The organism is Nonomuraea sp. JJY05, from assembly GCF_043496855.1.
Classification (GTDB): Bacteria; Actinomycetota; Actinomycetes; order Streptosporangiales; family Streptosporangiaceae; genus Nonomuraea.
Window position 1 is genome coordinate 131750 of record NZ_JBIEIS010000009.1, and the last position, 18923, is coordinate 150672.

Consider the following 18923-nt stretch of genomic DNA (forward strand, 5'->3'; position numbering starts at 1 on the left):
CCCGGACACCGGCCCACGTTAGGGTCATGAACGTGAACAGAGTCGTGGTGGTGGGAGCGGGCCTGGCCGGAGTGCGCACCGTGGAGGCGCTGCGCGCACGGGGGTTCGGCGGAAGGATCACGCTGGTCGGGGAGGAGCGGCATCGCCCCTACGACCGTCCACCGCTGTCCAAGGCCGTGCTGTTCGGTGACGCCGACACCAGCTACGTCGACACCGACCTCGCGGCGATCGACGTGGAGTTCCGGCCAGGGGTGAGCGCCAAGGCGCTGCGCGAGGGCGTCGTGGAGACCACGGAGGGCGAGATCGGCTACGACGGGCTGGTCATCGCCACCGGCGCCGAGCCGATCAGGCTGCCCGGCGACGGCCCGCAGCACGTGCTGCGCACGCTCGACGACGCCCACGAGCTCAGGGCCGTGCTCGTCCCCGGCGCCCGCGTCGCGATCATCGGCGCCGGCTGGATCGGCGCGGAGGTGGCCACCGCCGCCCGCCGCGCCGGGTGCGCGGTGACCGTGATCGAGGCCGGCCCGGCGCCGCTCGCCACGGCCGTCGGCGCCGAGATCGGGGCCCGCACCGAGCGCTGGTACGACGGCATCGACCTGCGGCTCGACACCATGGTCGACTCCGTGGACGAGGGCGGCGTGCGATTGGTGGGCGGCGAGTTCGTGGACGCCCATGTGGTGGTCACGGGCATCGGCGTGCGCCCGGCCGTCGAATGGCTCACCGGCGCCGACATCGACCTCCACAACGGCGTCGTCGTGGACGAGCACCTGCGCGCCTCCCTCCCCGGCACGGTCGCCGTCGGCGACTGCGCCGCCTGGTGGTCGCGCCGCTGGCAGACCAGGCTCAGGGTCGAGCACTGGGACACCGCGCTCAACGCCCCCGAGGTGGCCGCCGCGAGCCTGCTGGGCGAGGACATCGCGTACGATCCCGTTCCGTACTTCTGGTCGGAACAGTTCGGGCACATGGTGCAATATGCCGGTCATCATTCGGCCGGAGAGCGCTTGATCTATCGGGGCGAGCCGGAGGGCAAGTGGTCGGCCGTCTGGCTCACGGCCGACGACGTCCTCGCCGCGGTGCTCGCCGTGGACCGGCCGCGGGACCTCGTACAGGGGCGCCGCATCATCGACGCGGGACACCGTCTCGACGCGGAACGCCTGGTAGATCCAGAAGTCCCTCTACGGGATTGTGTTGTTTGAGCAAGCACGGCATGTGGTAGTTGTGGTTTCGTGACGCTTTCTGTTGCACAGATCGACCGGGAGACCGACCAGCTCGTCGACGAGTGGCTCACGCTCCCCGAAGTGGCCTCGCGCCTAGACCTTCCGATCGGCCGGGCCAAGCAACTCCTCAAGGACCACAAGCTGCTCGGTGTACGCCGGGGGAGCGGCGGGCCGCAGGTGCCTGCGGTGTTCCTCGATGGAAAGGATGTGATGAAGGGCCTGCCCGGCACGCTGACCGTGTTGCTGGACGCCGGCTACGACGATGTCGAGTCGCTGCGCTGGCTCTTCACCCCTGACGAGTCCCTGCCCGGATCGCCGATCGAGGCGATCAAGGCCGGCCGTCATACCGAGGTCAAGCGGCGTGCCCAAGCCCTCGGTTTCTGAAGCCCGCCTCTATCTCTGCACCGACGGCCGCCGCGACCGCGGCGACCTGGCAGAGTTCCTCGACTCGGTGCTGGCCGGCGGCGTGGACATCATCCAGCTGCGGGAGAAGGGCCTGGAGGCCCGCGAAGAACTCGCGCTCCTCGAAGTCTTCCGCGACGCCTGCGACCGGCACGGCAAACTGCTGGCCGTCAACGACCGGGCGGACATCGCCTACGCCGCCCGGCCCGACGTGCTCCACCTGGGGCAGGACGACCTTCCTGTGACGGTCGCGCGAGAGATACTCGGCGACGACATCGTCATCGGACGGTCCACCCACTCCGTGGCCGAGGCTTCCGCCGCGGCAGCGGAGCCGGGCGTCGACTACTTCTGCTGCGGCCCCATCTGGCCCACGCCCACCAAGCCCGGCCGCCCGGCCCCCGGCCCGCCGCTGCTCCGGCACGCGGCCGCGCTGGAGACCACGCGGCCGTGGTTCGGGATCGGCGGCATCGACCTCGCGAATCTGGACGAGGTGATGTCGTACGGCGTGCGCCGCGTGGTGGTCGTACGCGCGATCACGGACGCGGAGGATCCGGGCGCGGCGGCGGCGGAGTTCGCCAAGCGCCTGTCCTCCGTCTGACCGCGGCGGCAGCCCGACCACACGGGCCTTGGGATTCATGAGGCGCCCGCCACGAGACGGGGTTTGTGACCCCTGAGGCCCTGGACCGGCGAGCCGCCCGTCACCACGCGGGACCTGGGGAATCCATGAGGTCCCGGACCGGCGAGGCGCCCGCCACCAGGCGGGTGCCTCCAAGTCAGAGGCGCCCGTGCCGTTCGGTCAGGTCTTGCGGGAGGTGGCGGCGATGGCCAGCTCCGTCAGAGCCGCGCGCGCCTCCACCGTGATCGGCGCCCCGTCGAGCGCGGACAGCGCCTCGCCCAGATAGTCGCCGATCAGGTCCTCGCACTCCTGCAGCGCGCCCGTGTCGTCGATGATCTGCCGCAGCGTCTCCACCCCGCCCTCGTCCAGCCCGGGATCCCCGAGCAGCCGCCGGACGGTCTGCGCCGCACCCGGGGAGGCCGCCGCCAGCGTGCGGGCCACGAGCATCGTCCGCTTGCCCTCCCGCAGGTCGTCGCCGGCGGGCTTGCCCGTCTGCGCCGGGTCGCCGAAGACCCCCAGGATGTCGTCACGCAGCTGGAACGCGATCCCGACCCGCGTGCCGTAGCCCGTGCACAGCTCGTCCATCCAGGGAGCGAGCTTGCCGCCGGCGAGCACCAGCCCGAGCCGGAGCGGCTGCTCCACCGAGTACTTGCCGCTCTTGAACAGCGCCACCCGCAGCGCCGACTCGAACGTGTTCTCGCCGTGCGCCTGCTCCAGCAGGTCGAGGTACTGGCCGCACATCAGCTCCGTACGCATGTGGTCGTGCACGGGCTGGGCCGCCGCCAGGGACTCGGGCGGCAGGCCGCTGGTGCGCCACATCTCGCCCGACCAGATCAGCAGCAGGTTGCCCAGCAGGATCGCCGCGCCCTCGCCGAACTGCTCCCCGGACCCGTGCCAAGCCGACTTCTCGTGCAACGCCTGGAACCGGCGGTGCGCGGACGGCATGCCTCTGCGCAGGTCGCTCTTGTCCATCACGTCGTCGTGCACCAGCGCACTGGCCTGCAGCAGCTCCAGCGAGGCCGCCGCGGTGAAGATCTCGGGCACGTCCGTGCCGCCCGCGCCGCGCCAGCCCCAGTAGCAGAACGCCGGACGCAGCCGCTTGCCGCCGGACAGCAACTCGTCGGCGGCCGTGCGCAGCGGCTCGAGCTCGGGGTCACCGGGGATGGGCAGCTGTCGTTCGACGAACTCTCCGAGGGCACGCTCCACCTGTGTGCGCAGGGTGTCCATGCCAACGGCGTCAGTGGTCATGCCTTGAGACTAGTGGCCGCGTGCGGGCGATCGGATGTGCAGGTGTCCCAATAGGGGCATCTGGGGTGGCGTGGGCGATGATGCGCGACCCGGGCCGGTGACATCGGTGTGGCGGCCGGGGTGACGCGGTCGTGACCTTGGGCGGGCGAGGTCCCTGTAACCTTGGGACATGGCGCTTGGTCGACCCTCCATCCTGCCCGATCGTGTTCCCACCGTCCGCGACATGCTCGCCGCCGGTGGCCGGTCGTTCTCCTTCGAGTTCTTCCCGCCGAAGACCGACGAGGGAGAGCGGCAGCTCTGGAAGGCGATCAGAGAGCTGGAGTCGCTGCGGCCGACGTTCGTGTCGGTGACCTACGGCGCGGGCGGCTCCACGCGCGACCGCACGGTCGACATCGTCGAGCGGATCGCCCACGACACGACGCTCACGCCCGTGGCGCACTTCACGGCGGTCAACCACTCGATCCGCGAGCTGCGCCACCTGGTGGGGCGCTTCGCCGACGCCGGGGTGCGCAACATCCTGGCCGTCCGCGGCGACCCCCCCGGCGACCCGGCGGCCGACTGGGTGCGGCACCCCGAAGGCGTCCTCTACGCCGAGGAGCTGGTGCGGCTGATCAGGCAGTCGGGCGACTTCTGCGTCGGCGTCGCCGCCTTCCCCTACAAGCACCCGCGCTCGCCGTCCATCGAGAGCGACACCGAGTTCTTCGTGCGCAAGTGCGAGGCGGGCGCCGACTACGCGATCACGCAGATGTTCTTCCGCGCGGACGACTACCTGCGGCTGCGCGACCGGGTGGCGGCCCGGGGGTGCGACACGCCGATCATCCCGTGCATCATGCCGGTGACGCAGATGAGCACGATCGCGCGCTCGGAGCAGCTGTCGGGAGCGCCGTTCCCGGCGGAGGTGGCGGCCCGCTTCGAGGAGGTCGCCGACGACCCGGCGGCGGTGCGGCGGCTGGGCATCGAGCACGGGGCCGAGCTGTGCCGGCGGCTGCTCGACGAGGGCGCGCCCGGCATCCACTTCATCACCTTCAACCGCTCCAGCGCCTCGCGCGAGGTCTTCCAACGTCTCGACGCGGTGCCTCTCTCCGCCTGACCCCCATTTCTCCGGCCCTAAACCCCCTGTTTTTACGGCTTTTTATGGCTTTTACGGCGGAGCACGGGCGGCGCCACCCGCCGCACGTGGCCGGCGGCCTCCAGGGAGACGCCGGCTGACCCGCACGGGGCCGCCCACCGCAACGGCGCAACGCGGGTTCCGTCCGGGGCGCTAAGCGTTGGCCTGAGCGGTCGGCAGGATCGCTTGACCGAGGCGCCGGCGGTGACCACGCGCCGCACACATTGCGCCGCCTCCCGCCGACCCCCTCTCGCCGCACCGGCGCCGGAGTGGGCCGGGCGGACCTGGGCGCCTGCGTGCTGGGGCGAGGGAGTCATCCTTTCGAAGTGCTGGGTCCAACCGGGTCGTTGGCTGGCGCGTCGGGTCATTGGATCGTTCGTTGCCGTGCTGGGCGTCTGCCGTGGTGGAAGTGAAAGGGGCCCGTCACCCGCCCGCAGGGGGACCGGGCGGGTGACGGGCAGGGGGTAGTAGACGGTTAGTAAAGGGGTGACTACCTTGCGTAATGGATGGTGCCCCAAGTAATCGGCAGACAAACCCAACAGTCACGGGTTCATCAGGACGTGGTCCTCACGTCAAGGGCAGGGGGCGGCCCATGATGGCGTAGTCCTCGTAGCCGCCCGGGAAGATGAAGCGCGTGAGCAGGTCCGTGAAGCCCATGCTGGCGTAAAGGTGGCGGGCGGCCGTGGGCTGGTCGTGGGTGGACAGGACGGCCGAGCGCTCGGGGCGGCCCGCGCAGAGGGTGCGGATCATGGCGCGGCCGATGCCTTTGCTCTGGAAGTCCGGGTGGACGTGGATCTCGGCCAGCTCCAGCGCGTAGCCGAGCCAGGCGTTGGCGGCCTCCTGGCCGAGCCGGTCCGTCAGGGCGCGGAAGACCACGTCGTGCCACCACTGCCCCGGGGTGCCGCGGAAGCCGTACGCGAAGCCGACGGTGACGGGGGCGGAAAGGGACGGATCGCGCAATTCTGCGAAATAACACTGGAAATGGGGATAAGTCGCGTGATTTCGCATGATGGCTTTGCGGCCGTTGATCTGGTCCGCGGGCGGGTTCATGGCAGCCGTGTAGATGTCGATCACCGTGTCCAGCCGCTCGACGAACTCGGCCGGCCCCGCCCCGCGAAACTCGATCACGCGTCGCACACTACTCGACGTCCACCGCCGTACCCCCGGTGATCCGCACGAGCTCGTCAAACGTCGTCGGGAACACGGTCAGCGGATGCCCCCCGGCCGCCCACACCACCTCGTGCTTGCTCAGCCAGTTGTCCACCAGGGTCCGCACGGGCGCCGGATGCCCGACCGGGGCCACGCCGCCGATGGGCTGGCCGGTCGCCGCCCTCACGAACTCCGGCGTCGCCCGGCGTACCTTCCCCACCCCCGCGGTGCGGGCGATCAGCTCCACGTCCACGCGGTGCGCCCCGCTGGTCAGCACGAGGAGCGGCGCGCCGTCCGCGTCGAAGATCAGGCTGTTGGCGATGGCCCCGACCTCGCACCCGACCTGGGCCGCGGCGGTCGCCGCCGTGGGCGCCTTCTCGGGCAGGACGATGATCTCGCCGCCCGCTCCCAGTTCGCGCAGAGCGGATTGAACGACGACCGCATTGGACGGCAACTTCTCAGACATGGACACACTCTAAACAGGTTGACCGCTCCATTACCGATTCATGATGAGTGGTATAGGGTCGGCTGATCCTTTGTTCATGGTATGAGAGGTGGTACTGGTGGGGGCTCGACGGCTGTCCGGGGTGGCTGCTCTCCTGACGGCTGGCGCCGTCGCACTCGCGGGCTGCGGCACGCATGGGGCGCATCGTTCGACGGCGTCCATGAGGACGGGGTCCCCGGCCGCCACACATACCTCCGCGGGAGCCCGGTCCGGTCCCGCCGCCACCACCCACGCCACGGTCACCGCGCCGCGCAAGACGCTCAGGCTCGGCGCAAAGGGCAAGGCCGTCCAGTGGCTGCAGAGGCGCCTGGCTCAGCTCGGCTACCGTCCCGGCAAGGCCGACGGCCGGTACGGGGGCGCGACGCTGGCGGCCGTGTGGGCGTTCCAGAAGGTGAACGGCATCAAGCCGACCAGCACCGTCGCCAGGCGCACGTGGGACGCCCTGGAGACCCCCGAGTCGCCGCAGGTCCTGGTCAAGAACGGCAAGCCGACCCGCGCCGAGGTCAACCTCACCAAGCAGATCATGGTCCTGTACGTGGACGGCGAGGTGAAGCTGATCACCCACGTGTCCTCCGGCAGCGGCGTCCCCTACTGCGAGACCGCCTCGTGGCAGGGCAAACAGCAGCGGTTCTGCGGCTCGGCCACCACGCCGACGGGCGACTACCGGACGACGTGGCGCGCCCGCGGCTGGCACAGGTCGTACCTGGGGCAGCTCTACAACCCGATCTTCTTCAACGGCGGCATCGCCTTCCACGGCGCGCTGTCGGTGCCGCTGTATCCGGCTTCGCACGGGTGCGTGCGCATGCCGATGAACGTGGCCGAGGTCCTGCCCGGGATGCTGGGCAAGGGCGTGCCGGTGCACGTCCGCGGCAGGTTCAAGCGTCTCTGAGAGCGGCTCCGAGAGCGCATTCGGAGCGCCCCCGAGAGCGCCTCTGAGCACGAACGCCGCGCCGCCGGCGGCATAACGCCCGCATAACCAGAAGTGGTGACGGGCCCGTTATGGAGCTTTTGCTGGACTCCCTCCTGACTTTCTTGGGGGGAGAGCATGACGACTGCGTTCATGACGCCCGCGCCCGTTCGCCCGGCGGCGCGGCACACGGGACGGGCCCGCCTGTGGTGGGTGCTGGCGGCCGGCTGGGTCGCCCACGTGGCGTTACGGCTGTGGCTGTACCGGTATCACACCGGACCGGTGGCCAACCCGGACGAGACCGGATACCTCCTCGCCGCCCGCTGGCTGGCCGGGGGGCCGGGCGCGGACCTCACCGGCTCGACGTTCTACCAGGGTGGCTATCCGCTGCTGCTGGCCCCGATCTTCTGGTTCACCTCCGACCCCGTCCTGGCGTACCGGCTGGTGGCCGGGATGGGGTCGATGGCGGCGGCGAGCGCGTACCCGCTGGCGTACCTGCTGCTGCGGCGGATGGGGCTGGGCAGGCGGGCGGCGCTGATCACGGCGTTCGTCGCGGGGCTGTCGCCGGCGCTGGTGGTGTTCTCCGGGTTGGCGCTGACCGACGCCATTCTGCCCGTGCTCGTCCTGGCCTGGCTGCTCGCGCTGCACGACCTGGTCGCCTACCGGTCGGTGTGGGCCGGGGCGGTGGCGGGCGCGCTGGCGGCGTTCGCGATGGCGGCGCATCTGCGGGGGACCGTGGTGCTGGTGGTATGCGTCCTGGCCGTGGTGGTGGTGACGGTCCGCAGAGCGGCGGTGGCGGCGGTCTGCAGAAGAGCGGTGGCGGCGGTCCGTGGGAAGGCGGTGGAGCCGGTCCGCGGGAATGGGGTGGGGCCGGTCGGCGGGAGGGCCGTGGGGCCGGGGGTCGCGGCGCTGGTGAGCGCGGCCGTGGTCGCGGCGGCGGGCAAGGCGCTCAACGGGGCGCTGAGCGCCGCGCTGTATCCGGGCGGGCCCCGAGACCTGTCGGGGCTGCTGGTGTCCAGGCTCACGAGCCTCGAAGGCCAGGCGTGGGCGCTGTCGGGGGCGGCCGGGCAGCTCTGGTACCTCGTCGCCGGCACCTGGGGGCTCGCGGGCGTCGGCCTGGCGGGCGCGGCGGCCACGCTGGTACGGCGGTCCGCGCCGTACCAGCACCGCGTCCTGGCGGGCACGCTGCTGCTGGCGACCCTGGGCATCGCGTACGCCTCCTCGGCCGCCCTGCCCGACGAGCACCGCGTCGGCAACTACGTCTACGGGCGCTACCTGGCCTGCGTCGCCGTGGCCTGGACCCTGGCCGGTCTGATCGTCCTGGTGAAGGGCGGGCGCCTGGCCGTGGTTCGGCACGCGCTGGCCGCCGCCGGGCTGACGGCGGTGACCGGCGGGGTGGCCGCCTGGTACGCGGGGGACCGGCTGGAGCGGTACGCGTTCATCGCGTTCGACTTCCCCGAAGTGATCTTCCTCACGGGTGAGAACGACGCGCTGGACCTGGTCGAGGCCTCCGTACCCGCCCTGGTCCTGCTGGCCTGCCTGACCGGGGCGGCCTTCCTGACCGCCCGCCGGGCCAGGCTGCTCGTGGTGGTGGGCGTGCTGGCGCTGATCGACATCGCGTTCACGGCCGGGCAGGCGCCCGCACGCCCGTCGGGCGCGGACTGGCTGCCCGCCCCGCCTCCCGGACGCGTGGCGGTGGACCGGCGGGTGCGGTGGAACATCTGGGTGCCGCTGGCGTACCGGGTGTCGTGGGCCCGGATCGAGTTCTACAAGGAGCGGCCCCCGTCGGGCGCGTGCACCGCCGTGGTCCCGTACGGGACGGCTCCGCCGCCGGGCTGGGCCGCCACGGGACGCGGCGGCGCCCAGATGGGCTGGACCACCTGGTCGAACGACCGCTGCCGCTGAGCCCTTAAGCACGGCCGCTGCCTGAGCCCTCAGGAGCGGGCGTTCGCGGCCCGCCGGCCCTGCGCGGCCGCCGTCGCCACTCCCGCGGCCTGTGCCAGCCCGGCCGCCACCAGGACGAGCACGGTGGCCGGCTGCCACGCGGGAAGGCCGCCGGCGAAGTCAGGGGTGTCGTAGAGCCCCGCCAGCGCCTTGGCGGGGTTGATCAGCGCGACGAGGACCGCGAGGGCGTACGGGACGATCAGGACGCCCGACAGCACGAGCAGGGGCGTGCGGCCCCGGCCGCCCCGCCGCAGAAGTGCGCCGATGACGGCGTACACCACTCCCAGGGTCCCGACGACGGCGGCGGCGGCCAGGACCAGCCGCCAGGAGTCCCTGCCCACCGCCGTCATCCCGTCGGCGGCGAGCCGGCCGCCCGCCCACTCCGGTCCCGTGATCTGCGCCTTGACGGCCGCCTCGATGGCCACGAGGTTGACGACCGCGTACGCCGCCGCGAGGACCGGCCCCAGCGCCGGCAGGACGACAGCGATCAGCCATCTCTTGCCCGCCATCCGGCCCCCTCTCCGTTCCGGACAGCTTCTCAGAAAGCGGGCATCCGGAGCTATCCGAGGGAGCGCAGGCCGGAGAGCGCGATCTCGGCCGCCCGGCGCGCCGCGCTCCACATCTGCTCGGCGGACAGGTCGTGGCCGAGGTCGGCGACGACCGCCAGCTTCACCGCCCCGAACATCGCGCCCACCGCGGCGGCCGCCTCCACCGCGTCCAGCTCGGGGAAGGCCTCCCGCAGTGCCCGCGCCAGCGTGGTCTGGCTCTCGAGCAGCATCACCAGCGCCCGCGCCCGCAGCGTGGGCTCCTTGAGCACGAGCCGGATCCGCAGCTCGGCGTCCTCGAACGTGAGCTCCTCGTACGTGGTCAGCCAGGTCAGGCTCTCCTCCACGATCCGCAGGAGGACGTCGCCAGGCGACTCGCCGGGAGCCCTGCCGGCCACCGTCGCGGCGGCCAGCTCCATCTTGCGCGCGGAGTCGTAGAAGACCACGTCCTCCTTGCTCGCGAAGTAGCTGAAGAACGTGCGCGTCGACACGTCGGCCTCCGCGGCGATCTCCGCCAGCGTGGTCTCGTCGAAGCCCTTCTCGTCGAACAGCCGGAGCGCGGCCTCGACCAGTGCCCGGCGCGTGCGCTGCTTCTTGCGCTCCCGCAGACCCACGCCGCCGTTATCCACCATGACGGAACTATACTGCATGCGTTTATGATTTTCATGCATTGAAGTTTTGCAATGAATGAGGTTTTCTGGAGGTGAAGCTCGGAAAGGAGCCGAAACATGTCCGACGTGACGTTTCCCACCGACCGGCAGCGCCCGTTCGATCCGCCCGACGAAGCCACCGAGCTGCGAGAACGGGCGCACATGCACCGCATGACCTTCGCCGACGGCCACCGGGGCTGGCTGGTGACCGGCTATTCCGCCGCCCGCGCCGTGCTCGCGCACCCGCGCTTCAGCAACCGCCCCGAGCTCGCGCACCCGCCGATCCAGGGCACCCTGCTCCGGATGAGGATGCAGAAGGACGCGAAGACGCCGCCCGGGTTCTTCCTGCGCATGGACGAGCCCGAGCACGCGCGCTTCCGCAGGCTGCTGACCGGCCAGTTCACCGTCCGCAGGATGAAGATGCTCGAACCCAGGGTCGAGGAGATCGCCAACGCCTGCCTGGACGACATGGCCGCCGCCGGCGGGCCCGTGGACCTCGTCGAGAAGTTCGCGCTGCCGATCCCGTCGCTGGTGATCTGCGAGCTGCTCGGGGTGCCGTACGAGGACCGCGCGCAGTTCCAGGAGGACACCAAGCTCCTGGTCAACCTGGAGGCCAAGGCCGAGGACGCGATGGCCGCGCTCGGCCGGATCACGGCGTTCATGTACGGGCTCGTCCAGCGCAAGCGCAAGGAGCCGGCCGACGACCTGATCAGCGGGCTCATCGAGGGCGGGGAGCTGGACGACGAGGAGCTCGCCGGGGTGTCGCTGCTGCTGCTGGTGGCCGGGCACGAGACGACCGCCAACATGCTGGGCCTGGGCACGTACGCGCTGCTCACGAACCCCGCGCAGCTCGCCGCCATGCGCGACGACCCGTCGGTGGTGGAGAACGGCGTCGAGGAGCTGCTGCGCTACCTCACGATCATCCACCTCGGCCCGATGCGCACCGCGCTGGAGGACGTCGAGGTCGAGGGCAACCTCATCAAGGCGGGCGAGTGCGTGGCGCTCCACCTGCCCACCGTCAACCGCGACCCGTCCCGCTTCCCCGACGGCGACCGGCTCGACGTCGCCAGGCCCGCGGGCGGGCACCTCACCTTCGGCCACGGCATCCACCAGTGCCTGGGGCAGCAGCTCGCCCGCATCGAAATGCGCATCGGATACCCTGCGCTGCTGCGCCGCTTCCCAGGTCTACGCTTGGCCGTAACACCCGAGGAGGTGCCGATGCGCTCGGACATGAGCATCTATGGAGTGCACCGCCTCCCAGTCACTTGGTAGGTCACCATGGAAATCAAGGCAGATACGACGGTGTGCATCGGGGCGGGCATGTGCGCGCTGACGGTGCCGGAAGTGTTCGACCAGAGCGAGGACGAGGGCACGGTGGTGCTCCTGCAGAAGGTGCCTCCCGCGGAGCTGGAGGACGGCGTGCGCCGCGCCGTGACCCTCTGCCCGTCGGGGGCCATCTCGGTCGTCTGACGACCGCCTTGCCGTCCTCCTGAACCACCCGGCCGTCGCCGCAGACTCTCCGCGGCGGCGGCTTTTTCGCGCCTTCCGAATCATGCTCGTCGAACCTGTGTTCGTGGAATCGGTTGACACCGAGCGTGATCGAAATTATGTTCGACCTAGTGACGGTGGGGCTCGCGGCTCAACGTCACCAGGACCTGGTCGCGGGCCGTTCGCTTCCTCAAGCGTTCCCCCGCGGCCAGGCTCCATGGGCGAAGGGCACGTCCTCGTCGTCGGCGGAGACGAGTGGGCGTGTCCTGGCCGGACGGGGAGTGGGGAAGCTCCACATCCGGCCAACCCGGTGGAAATGTCGGTGGGGTCTGCAAGTGTTGGCACCACCGGCGGAGACGCCGGCGGCCGCCCACGACTCCAAGGAGGCGCGCAAGATGGCACCACGGCCTAGAGAAACGCCCGGGCCCCGGCTGTCGCCTGCGGTTCGGGCACACTTGACCGATTCTCGTTCCTGCCTGGCGGAGGCGACCGGCGCTCGCACTCCGGCATCCCGATATGTGGCCGCACACCTGGCGGCTCTTCGCGCGGCGGCGGCGATCCTGGCCGCCCGCCCCCGTCCCATGGAAGGCCGCAGGCGGCGCCTGCGCAGCGCCTGGGAGCTGCTGCCCGAGGCCGAGCCGCAGTTGGCCGAGTGGGCCGCCTACTTCTCGGTGAGCGCCGCCAAGCGCGCCGCCGCGGAGGCGGGCATGGTCAGCCGGGTCAGCGCGGCCGACGCCGACGAGCTCCTGGTCGAGGCGGAGACGTTCGTCTCCACGGTGGAAAACCTGCTCGGCGTGCCGGCCCAGCCCCAGCTGCCGGTCGTCAACGTCCAGCTGGCAGGCTGACCCACCCACACGTCCCGAGCGGACATTCCGTTCGCCGGGCCGACTTCACCCGCATGTCGGGGCGGACGTCCTCTTCGCCGGGCTGAGCTCAGTCGCGCGCCCGGGTGGACGTCCCTTTCGCCGGGCTGAGTCACCCTCTGGTCCGGGTGGGCAATCCAGCCGCCGGGCTGATCCGGCCCTGGGTGCGCCGGGCTGATCCCGGCTTTGGGTGCGCCGGGTCCCGAGGCCGCTGCCCCACGCCCGAACGCGACCTTCGCGCGGCCGAACGCCGACGTCACGGCCCCAAGCGCCAGCGTCACGGCCCCAAGCGCCAGCGACACGGCCCCAAGCGCCGACGTCACGGCCCCGGGCGGATGTCCCCTTGGCCGCCCACCGGCTCTTGCCGCGCCATAACGCGGCCGAACGCCGACGAGCTTCCGGCTCGAGGTGGAGACGCGCGCTTTCTCGGCTCCGTCCGTCGCTCTGCCCCGCCGGCGCCCCCGAGCAGCCGTGGCTCCTGCTTCCAGCCCTGCCCCCGGGGGAGCCCGAAGCAGCCTTGGCTCGCGTGTCCAGCCCAGCTCCGGTCGGAGTCCCAAGCAGCCGTGGCTCGTGTGTCCGGCCCTGCTCCGGTAAGCAACCTTCGACGGCCGACCTCAGCTCGCCTGCCCAGCCCCTGGCGGCCGACCGTGCTGGAGCGGGGCTTCCGCGGGGCTGAGTGCCGCTGTGACGGCCCTTTGGCGGGGCTTGCGTCGGCGGGCACCACCGATCCCGCTCGCTCGGTGGTGCGCCAAGTGGGGCCCAGCGCGCCAGTAAGCGCTTTCCAGGACTGCGGCCCGCTCTACGGAGCGGGATGCGTCCAGGGGGGCGCGGCACCAGGCCTGGTGCCGCTCGGAAAGTGCGGCGGACCAGAGAGGGGCGCTCGATGCCAGGTGGCTCGCCGACCGCTTGGCGGTGGCGAGCCCTCAGGCGGGTGAGGCGGCCTCAGAGCGGGGTGAGACGGCCTCGGAGGGAGGGGCGACCTCAGGGGAGAGGGACGGCCTCAGAACGACTCGACGGCGCGACGGGCCTCGGCGTCGAGGACGCCCCAGCTGATCAGCTCCTCGGTCAGCTCACTGGGCGACTTGTCGTAGATCACGGCAAGCGAGCGCAGGTCCTCCTGGCGGATCGACAGCACCTTGCCGTTGTAGTCACCGCGCTGGCTCTGGATCGTGGCGGCGTAGCGGGCCAGTGCCCCCGCCTTCTCCTTCGGCAGCGTGGCCAGGCGCTCCAGGTCGATCACAAGCTTGGGCGTCGGTCCGAGCGGGCTGGGCGCGGCTCCGCCCGGCAGCAGCTCGGATACGGGCACCCCGTAGAAGTCGGCAAGCTCGGCAAGCTTCTGTACGGTCACCGCACGGTCGCCACGCTCGTACGAGCCCACGACCACGGCTTTCCACCTGCCACGCGACTTTTCCTCGACTCCATGCAGGGACAGGCCCTGCTGGGTGCGTATGGCGCGGAGTCGTGCACCCAGCGACTTTGCGTACTCAGACGGCATTGTGTGGCCCCCGGTCTTGTATGTATCGCTCTCAGTAGATTGTGCTCCCTTGCGGCGTATGCCCTAGCCACCGGGGGGTCTGGTGCCAAGCCCGGCACCATCGGTAGCCATGGCCCCAGGTTTACCCCAGAACGCCGCGAGGTGTGGTTACGCACAGTGACGGTAAAGGGGCGGACGCCTGAGGTCAAGCTGATTGGAAAAAAGATGCCGAATCCGATCCGGTAGGGATCGCCACAATCGCCCCTCATGTCCCGCTGGTAACACTACTTCGTCAGAGTTTGACGAGAAATTTCCCCGCCCTAGGTCTGCCGCGTGAGAATCATGACAGGGCAGGTCGCGGCCCGTACGATCTTGATCGAGGTGTCTCCGAGGAAGACCCGCCTGAGTGGCCCGGTGGCGCTGGAAGCGCATATGATCATCTCGCCGGGGAGCCACGAGGTCGTGCCGAGCGCCTGCGCGACGTTGCGGCCCTCCAGCACCTCCACCTCCACGCGTGGCCGTCCGCGGGTCGCCGCCCGCAGGTTGGAGGCCGCCTCGTCGCGCAGTCGGACGAGCATCTCCTCCTCGATCCTGGCGCGCCTGCCGGTGCTGATCACCAGCGTGACCAGCCGCAGGGGCACGTCCAGCGACGCGGCCACCGCCACCGCGTCCTTGACCGCCGCGTCGCAGCCCGGGCCGCGGCGGTAGGCGACGGTGAGGCGTTCGAAGGCGGCGGGGGGCTTGTCGCCGTAGCCGCGCGGGGCGAGCAGCACGGGAACGGAGGACGAGTGCAGGAGCTGGTCGGCGGTGCTGCCGACGGCGATGCGGCTCTTGCCGCCGCCGGGGGCCGAGCCGATCACCACGAGGTCGGCGCCGCGCCTGCGCGCCAGCTCCACCAGCCCGCGCCCGCTGCCCTTGTGGGTGTGGACCACGTAGTCGGCGTCCTCGCCGGCCACCTCGCGCGCCTGCCAGAGCGTCGCGTCGGCCTGCTCCATCAGGTACGCGCGCCACGCGCTCTCCTCGGCCCTGGCGGGGCCGGGCGCGGACCACGCGGGCGGCTGCACGTAGGCCACGGTCAGATGTCCGCGGACCTGTTCCTTGACCAGCGCCGCCAGCGCCAGCCCGTCCCTGCCCCTGGGCTCCGGGATGCAGCCGGTCAGCACGTTCCGGAGCTTCATTCGGACCACCCGGCATTCAGCCGCGAATGGCCGTAGCCGTACAGGAAGTAGCAGATCAGCCCCACCGCCATCCACAGCCCGAACGCCACCCAGGTGACCCCGGCCAGGCCCGCCATCACGATGACGCAGAAGACGGCGCCGAGCACCGGCGTGGCGGGGAACAGCGGCGTGCGGAAGCTGCGCGGCAGCTCGGGGCTGCGGTAGCGCAGGACGAGCACGCCGATGTTCACGATGGCGAAGGCGAACAGGGTGCCGATGCTGGTCGCCTCGGCGAGCTGGCCGAGCGGCACCAGACCGGCCAGCACGGAGATGAACGCGGCGACGATGAGGGTGTTGGCGACGGGGACCTGGTGGCGCATGTCGACCCGCTGGAAGACGCGCGGGATCAGCCCGTCGCGGGACATGGCGAACAGGATGCGGGTCTGGCCGAAGATGACCGTGAGCACGACGCTGGCGATGGCGATGACCGCCCCGAACGAGACGATGAGTCCCGGCCAGGTGGCGCCGACGGCCAGGTCGGCGATGTAGGACAGGCTCGCCTCGGTGTGCTTCGGGTCGAACTGCGTCCACGGCATCGCGCCGATGGCGGCCAGCGCGACGAGCACGTAGATGGCCGTCACGATGGCCAGGGACAGGATGATTGCCAGGGGCAGGTCGCGCTTGGGGTTCTTGGCCTCCTCGCCCGCGGTGGAGGCGGCGTCGAAGCCGATATAGGAGAAGAACACCTGCGAGGCCGCCGCCGTGATGCCGGCGATCCCCAGCGGGGCGAAGGGCGTGAAGTTCTTGGCCTGGAAGGCGGTGAACGCCACCACGCAGAAGAAGAGCAGCACCACGACCTTGATCATCACGAAGATCGCGTTCGCCGTGGCGCTCTCGGAGGCCCCGTACAGCAGCAGCCAGGTGGCGAGCAGGACGATGACGATCGCGGTGACGTTGATCACGCCGCCGTCCTGGCCGGGGGAGCGGGTGATCGCCGCGGGCAGCGTGAAGCCGAACAGGGAACGCAGGAACGAGTTGAGGTATTCGCCCCAGCCCACGGCCACCGCGGCCACGGACACGGCGTACTCCAGCATGAGGCACCAGCCGCAGATCCACGCCACGAGCTCGCCCAGCGTCGCGTACGCGTAGGAGTAGGACGAGCCGGACACCGGGATCGTCCCGGCCAGCTCGGCGTACGACAGGGCCGAGAACAGCGCCGTGATCGCCGCCAGCACGAACGACACCACCACCGCCGGCCCCGCCTTGGGCACCGCCTGCCCCAGGATGACGAAGATGCCGGTGCCGAGCGTGGCGCCCACGCTGAACAGCGTCAGCTGCCACAGCGACATGGTGCGCCGCAGCTCGCCCCCCTCGCCGTGACCGCCCTCCGCGATGATGCGCTCCGTGGGCTTGGTGCGAAAGAGCCGTCGGGCCAGTGTCACCGGACACCCCCTACAGCGTGCTCGTCAGCGGCCACCTGCCATTGGGTGTCACGATCGTTCCCGCTGAGCCCTCGAGTATGCGCTCGGCCTCGTCGAGTTTTCCGATCGCGGCCATGTCGCCGGTCGTCTCCACGAACCGGCACACCGCCTCCACCTTCGGCCCCATCGACCCCGCGGGAAACTCCAGGGCGCGCAGCTCGTGCGGCGTGGTGTGGGCGATCTCCGTCTGGTGCGGCGTGCCGAAGCCCCGCATGACGCGCGGCACGTCGGTGAGGATGAGAAAGGCGTCGCACTCCAGGGCCTCGGCCAGCATCGAGGCGGTGAGGTCCTTGTCGACCACCGCCTCCACGCCGGTCAGCCGGCCGCGCTCGTCGCGGACGACCGGGATGCCGCCCCCGCCCGCGCACACCACGATGACGCCCTCGCGGATCATCTGGCGGATCAGCCGGGTCTCGACGATGCGGCGCGGGGTCGGCGACGGGACGACGCGCCGCCAGTGGTCGCCGTCGCGCCGGACCGTCCAGCCGTACTCGGCGGCCAGCTTCTCGGCCTCCTCCCGCTCGTAGACCTGGCCGACGAACTTGGTCGGTTGCTCGAACGCGGGGTCGACGGCCGTCACCAGCGTCTGCGTGACCATGGCCTGGACCTGCCTGCCGGGCAGGGCGTTCTGCAGGGCCTGCTGCATCCAGTAGCCGATCATGCCCTGCGTCTGCGCGCCGAGCGTGTCGAACGGGTACGGCCGGGCAAGATTGGGGTCCGCGGCGCTCTCCAGGGCCAGCAGGCCGACCTGCGGGCCATTGCCGTGGGTGATGACCAGCTCGTGCCGGTCGGCGAGCCGGGCGAGCGTCTTGACGGCCGCGCGGACGTTGGCCCGCTGGACGTCCGCGTCCGGCGCCTGGCCGCGCTTGAGCACCGCGTTGCCGCCCAGGGCGACGATGACCCGCATCCGGCCCTCCTCAGACTCCGTCGCGTTCGAGCGGGCAGCTCATGCAGCGGGGGCCGCCGCGCCCCCGGCCGAGCTCGCTGCCCCTGATCGTGATGACCTCGATGCCGTTGTCGCGCAGGTAGGCGTTCGTGGTGGTGTTGCGCTCGTAGGCGACGACCACGCCGGGCTCCAGCGCCAGCCCGTTGCAGCCGTCGTCCCACTGCTCCCGCTCGGCTGCGTGGAGGTCCTGCTTGGGCGTCAGGACCGTGATGGCGGGCAGGTCGATGGCGTGGGCGATGGCCTGGTGCATGTCCTGCGGCGGGTGGTCGGTGACCTTGAGCTCCTTGCGGGTCTCGCCGGGCTCGATCGTGTACGCGGGGAGCATCCCGAGGCCCGCGTACTTGGTGAACACGCCCACGTCCAGCATCGTCATCACGGTGTCGAGATGCATGAACGCCCGCGCCTTCGGCATGTCGAGCGCCACGATCCTCCGCGCGGAGCCCGCCGCGAACAGCCGCTGCGCCAGCATCTCCACCGCCTGCGGCTGGGTGCGCTCGCTCATGCCGACCAGCACCGCGCCCCTGCCGATGACCAGCACGTCGCCGCCCTCGACGGTCGCCGGCGCGACCGGCTGGCCCGGCATCCAGCAGTGGAAGCCGCCCTGCCCGGGCCGGTTGAAGCCGTCGGCGAACGTCGGGTGGTACATGTAGACGGCCTCCATGTTGACCGTCTCGCGCATGCGGGCCTTCTTCTTCATCGCGTTGATCGACACGCCGTCGTAGATCCAGCAGGACGTGTCGCGGGTGAAGAGGTGGTTGGGCAGCGGCGGCAGGATGAAGTCGTCGTCGCGCATGGTGTGGAAGGTCACGGAGCCGGGGTCGCAGCCCATCTCGAGCAGCTCGCCCTTGGTGATGCCGCCGGTCAGGTAGACCTGCAGCGTCGCGGAGTCCATCCCGTCGAGGATGTTGCGGACGTCGTCGATGGCGCCGGGGCCGAGCCAGCGCTCGTCGATGACGGCGTCGAGGATGTGCTTGCGCGCCTCCGGGATGTCGACGGTCTCCCTGAGCAGGTCGGCCAGCAGGTGGACCTTGATGCCGCGGGCGGTCAGCACCCGCCGGAACTCCTCGTGCTCCTCCATCGCGCGCTGGACCCACAGCACGTCGTCGAAGAGGAACGCGTCCTTGTTGGACGGGGTCAGCCGTTTGAGCGCCAGGTCCGGTTTGTGCAGGAGCACCTGGCGCAGGTGCCCGACCTCGGAATCGACGTGAAAGGCCATCTTCGCT

19 protein-coding genes are annotated in these 18923 nt (G+C 71.0%); 9 read left to right on the forward strand and 10 right to left on the reverse strand.

The window, feature by feature from the left end:
* The first annotated feature begins 26 nt into the window (after positions 1-26).
* The 3 genes from ACFKCF_RS15735 to thiE are packed head-to-tail and all read left to right on the forward strand — an operon-like array spanning position 27 to position 2217.
* Positions 27-1196, forward strand: a complete 1170-nt coding sequence (locus ACFKCF_RS15735; RefSeq protein WP_394494170.1) for an NAD(P)/FAD-dependent oxidoreductase — start codon at positions 27-29, stop codon at positions 1194-1196.
* 30 nt (positions 1197-1226) lie between these two features.
* On the forward strand, positions 1227-1601 hold the full coding sequence (locus ACFKCF_RS15740; protein ID WP_318787511.1) for an Rv2175c family DNA-binding protein: 375 nt from the start codon (positions 1227-1229) through the stop codon (positions 1599-1601).
* A complete protein-coding gene (thiE, locus tag ACFKCF_RS15745; protein WP_394494172.1) occupies positions 1579-2217 on the forward strand; it encodes a thiamine phosphate synthase in 639 nt (212 codons plus the stop codon). Before ACFKCF_RS15740 ends, thiE begins: the two co-directional genes overlap by 23 nt.
* A gap of 198 nt (positions 2218-2415) precedes the next feature.
* Here the strand turns inward: thiE and ACFKCF_RS15750 are convergent, their stop codons facing one another.
* Complete coding sequence (locus ACFKCF_RS15750) at positions 2416-3483, reverse strand: polyprenyl synthetase family protein (protein ID WP_394494173.1); 1068 nt, start codon at positions 3481-3483, stop codon at positions 2416-2418.
* Positions 3484-3652: 169 nt separating this feature from the next.
* Here ACFKCF_RS15750 and metF point away from each other — a divergent pair, with 169 nt between their 5' ends.
* Entirely contained in the window at positions 3653-4573 is a 921-nt protein-coding gene (gene metF / locus ACFKCF_RS15755; RefSeq protein ID WP_394494174.1) for a methylenetetrahydrofolate reductase [NAD(P)H], read from the forward strand.
* A gap of 585 nt (positions 4574-5158) precedes the next feature.
* Here metF and ACFKCF_RS15760 read toward each other — a convergent pair.
* On the reverse strand, positions 5159-5719 hold the full coding sequence (locus ACFKCF_RS15760) for a GNAT family N-acetyltransferase (protein WP_394494176.1): 561 nt from the start codon (positions 5717-5719) through the stop codon (positions 5159-5161).
* A 10-nt stretch (positions 5720-5729) separates the two neighbouring features.
* Complete coding sequence (locus ACFKCF_RS15765) at positions 5730-6206, reverse strand: YbaK/EbsC family protein (protein ID WP_394494178.1); 477 nt, start codon at positions 6204-6206, stop codon at positions 5730-5732.
* A 199-nt stretch (positions 6207-6405) separates the two neighbouring features.
* On the opposite strand from ACFKCF_RS15765, the gene ACFKCF_RS15770 reads away from it, so the two are divergent.
* On the forward strand, positions 6406-7134 hold the full coding sequence (locus ACFKCF_RS15770; protein ID WP_394494179.1) for a peptidoglycan-binding protein: 729 nt from the start codon (positions 6406-6408) through the stop codon (positions 7132-7134).
* Between the two features lie 156 nt (positions 7135-7290).
* On the forward strand, positions 7291-9057 hold the full coding sequence (locus ACFKCF_RS15775) for a hypothetical protein (protein ID WP_394494181.1): 1767 nt from the start codon (positions 7291-7293) through the stop codon (positions 9055-9057).
* A gap of 29 nt (positions 9058-9086) precedes the next feature.
* Here the strand turns inward: ACFKCF_RS15775 and ACFKCF_RS15780 are convergent, their stop codons facing one another.
* Positions 9087-9605 (reverse strand): hypothetical protein, encoded by a 519-nt coding sequence (locus tag ACFKCF_RS15780; RefSeq protein ID WP_394494183.1) that lies wholly within the window; start codon positions 9603-9605, stop codon positions 9087-9089.
* A gap of 50 nt (positions 9606-9655) precedes the next feature.
* Positions 9656-10273 carry a TetR/AcrR family transcriptional regulator gene (locus tag ACFKCF_RS15785; protein WP_394494185.1) on the reverse strand — a complete coding sequence of 206 codons (618 nt, stop codon included), beginning with the start codon at positions 10271-10273 and terminating at the stop codon, positions 9656-9658.
* A gap of 96 nt (positions 10274-10369) precedes the next feature.
* On the opposite strand from ACFKCF_RS15785, the gene ACFKCF_RS15790 reads away from it, so the two are divergent.
* From ACFKCF_RS15790 to ACFKCF_RS15800, 3 genes are all read left to right on the forward strand, one after another.
* Positions 10370-11563 carry a cytochrome P450 gene (locus ACFKCF_RS15790; RefSeq protein ID WP_394494187.1) on the forward strand — a complete coding sequence of 398 codons (1194 nt, stop codon included), beginning with the start codon at positions 10370-10372 and terminating at the stop codon, positions 11561-11563.
* A gap of 6 nt (positions 11564-11569) precedes the next feature.
* Entirely contained in the window at positions 11570-11761 is a 192-nt protein-coding gene (locus tag ACFKCF_RS15795; RefSeq protein WP_185072964.1) for a ferredoxin, read from the forward strand.
* A gap of 413 nt (positions 11762-12174) precedes the next feature.
* Complete coding sequence (locus ACFKCF_RS15800) at positions 12175-12624, forward strand: SAV_6107 family HEPN domain-containing protein (RefSeq protein WP_394494189.1); 450 nt, start codon at positions 12175-12177, stop codon at positions 12622-12624.
* A 1018-nt stretch (positions 12625-13642) separates the two neighbouring features.
* Here ACFKCF_RS15800 and ACFKCF_RS15805 read toward each other — a convergent pair.
* From ACFKCF_RS15805 to ACFKCF_RS15825, 5 genes are all read right to left on the reverse strand, one after another.
* Positions 13643-14137, reverse strand: a complete 495-nt coding sequence (locus tag ACFKCF_RS15805) for a transcriptional regulator (RefSeq protein ID WP_026214021.1) — start codon at positions 14135-14137, stop codon at positions 13643-13645.
* Between the two features lie 299 nt (positions 14138-14436).
* Positions 14437-15294, reverse strand: a complete 858-nt coding sequence (locus ACFKCF_RS15810; RefSeq protein WP_394494191.1) for a universal stress protein — start codon at positions 15292-15294, stop codon at positions 14437-14439.
* The gene (locus ACFKCF_RS15815) at positions 15291-16715 is read right to left on the reverse strand and encodes an amino acid permease (protein WP_394494193.1); all 1425 of its coding nucleotides are present in this window, start codon (positions 16713-16715) and stop codon (positions 15291-15293) included. Before ACFKCF_RS15815 ends, ACFKCF_RS15810 begins: the two co-directional genes overlap by 4 nt.
* Positions 16716-16725: 10 nt before the next feature.
* Positions 16726-17661, reverse strand: coding sequence for a carbamate kinase (arcC, locus tag ACFKCF_RS15820; RefSeq protein ID WP_394494195.1), 936 nt, complete (start codon positions 17659-17661; stop codon positions 16726-16728).
* A gap of 10 nt (positions 17662-17671) precedes the next feature.
* The gene (locus tag ACFKCF_RS15825) at positions 17672-18916 is read right to left on the reverse strand and encodes an arginine deiminase (protein WP_394494197.1); all 1245 of its coding nucleotides are present in this window, start codon (positions 18914-18916) and stop codon (positions 17672-17674) included.
* Positions 18917-18923: the final 7 nt, after the last annotated feature.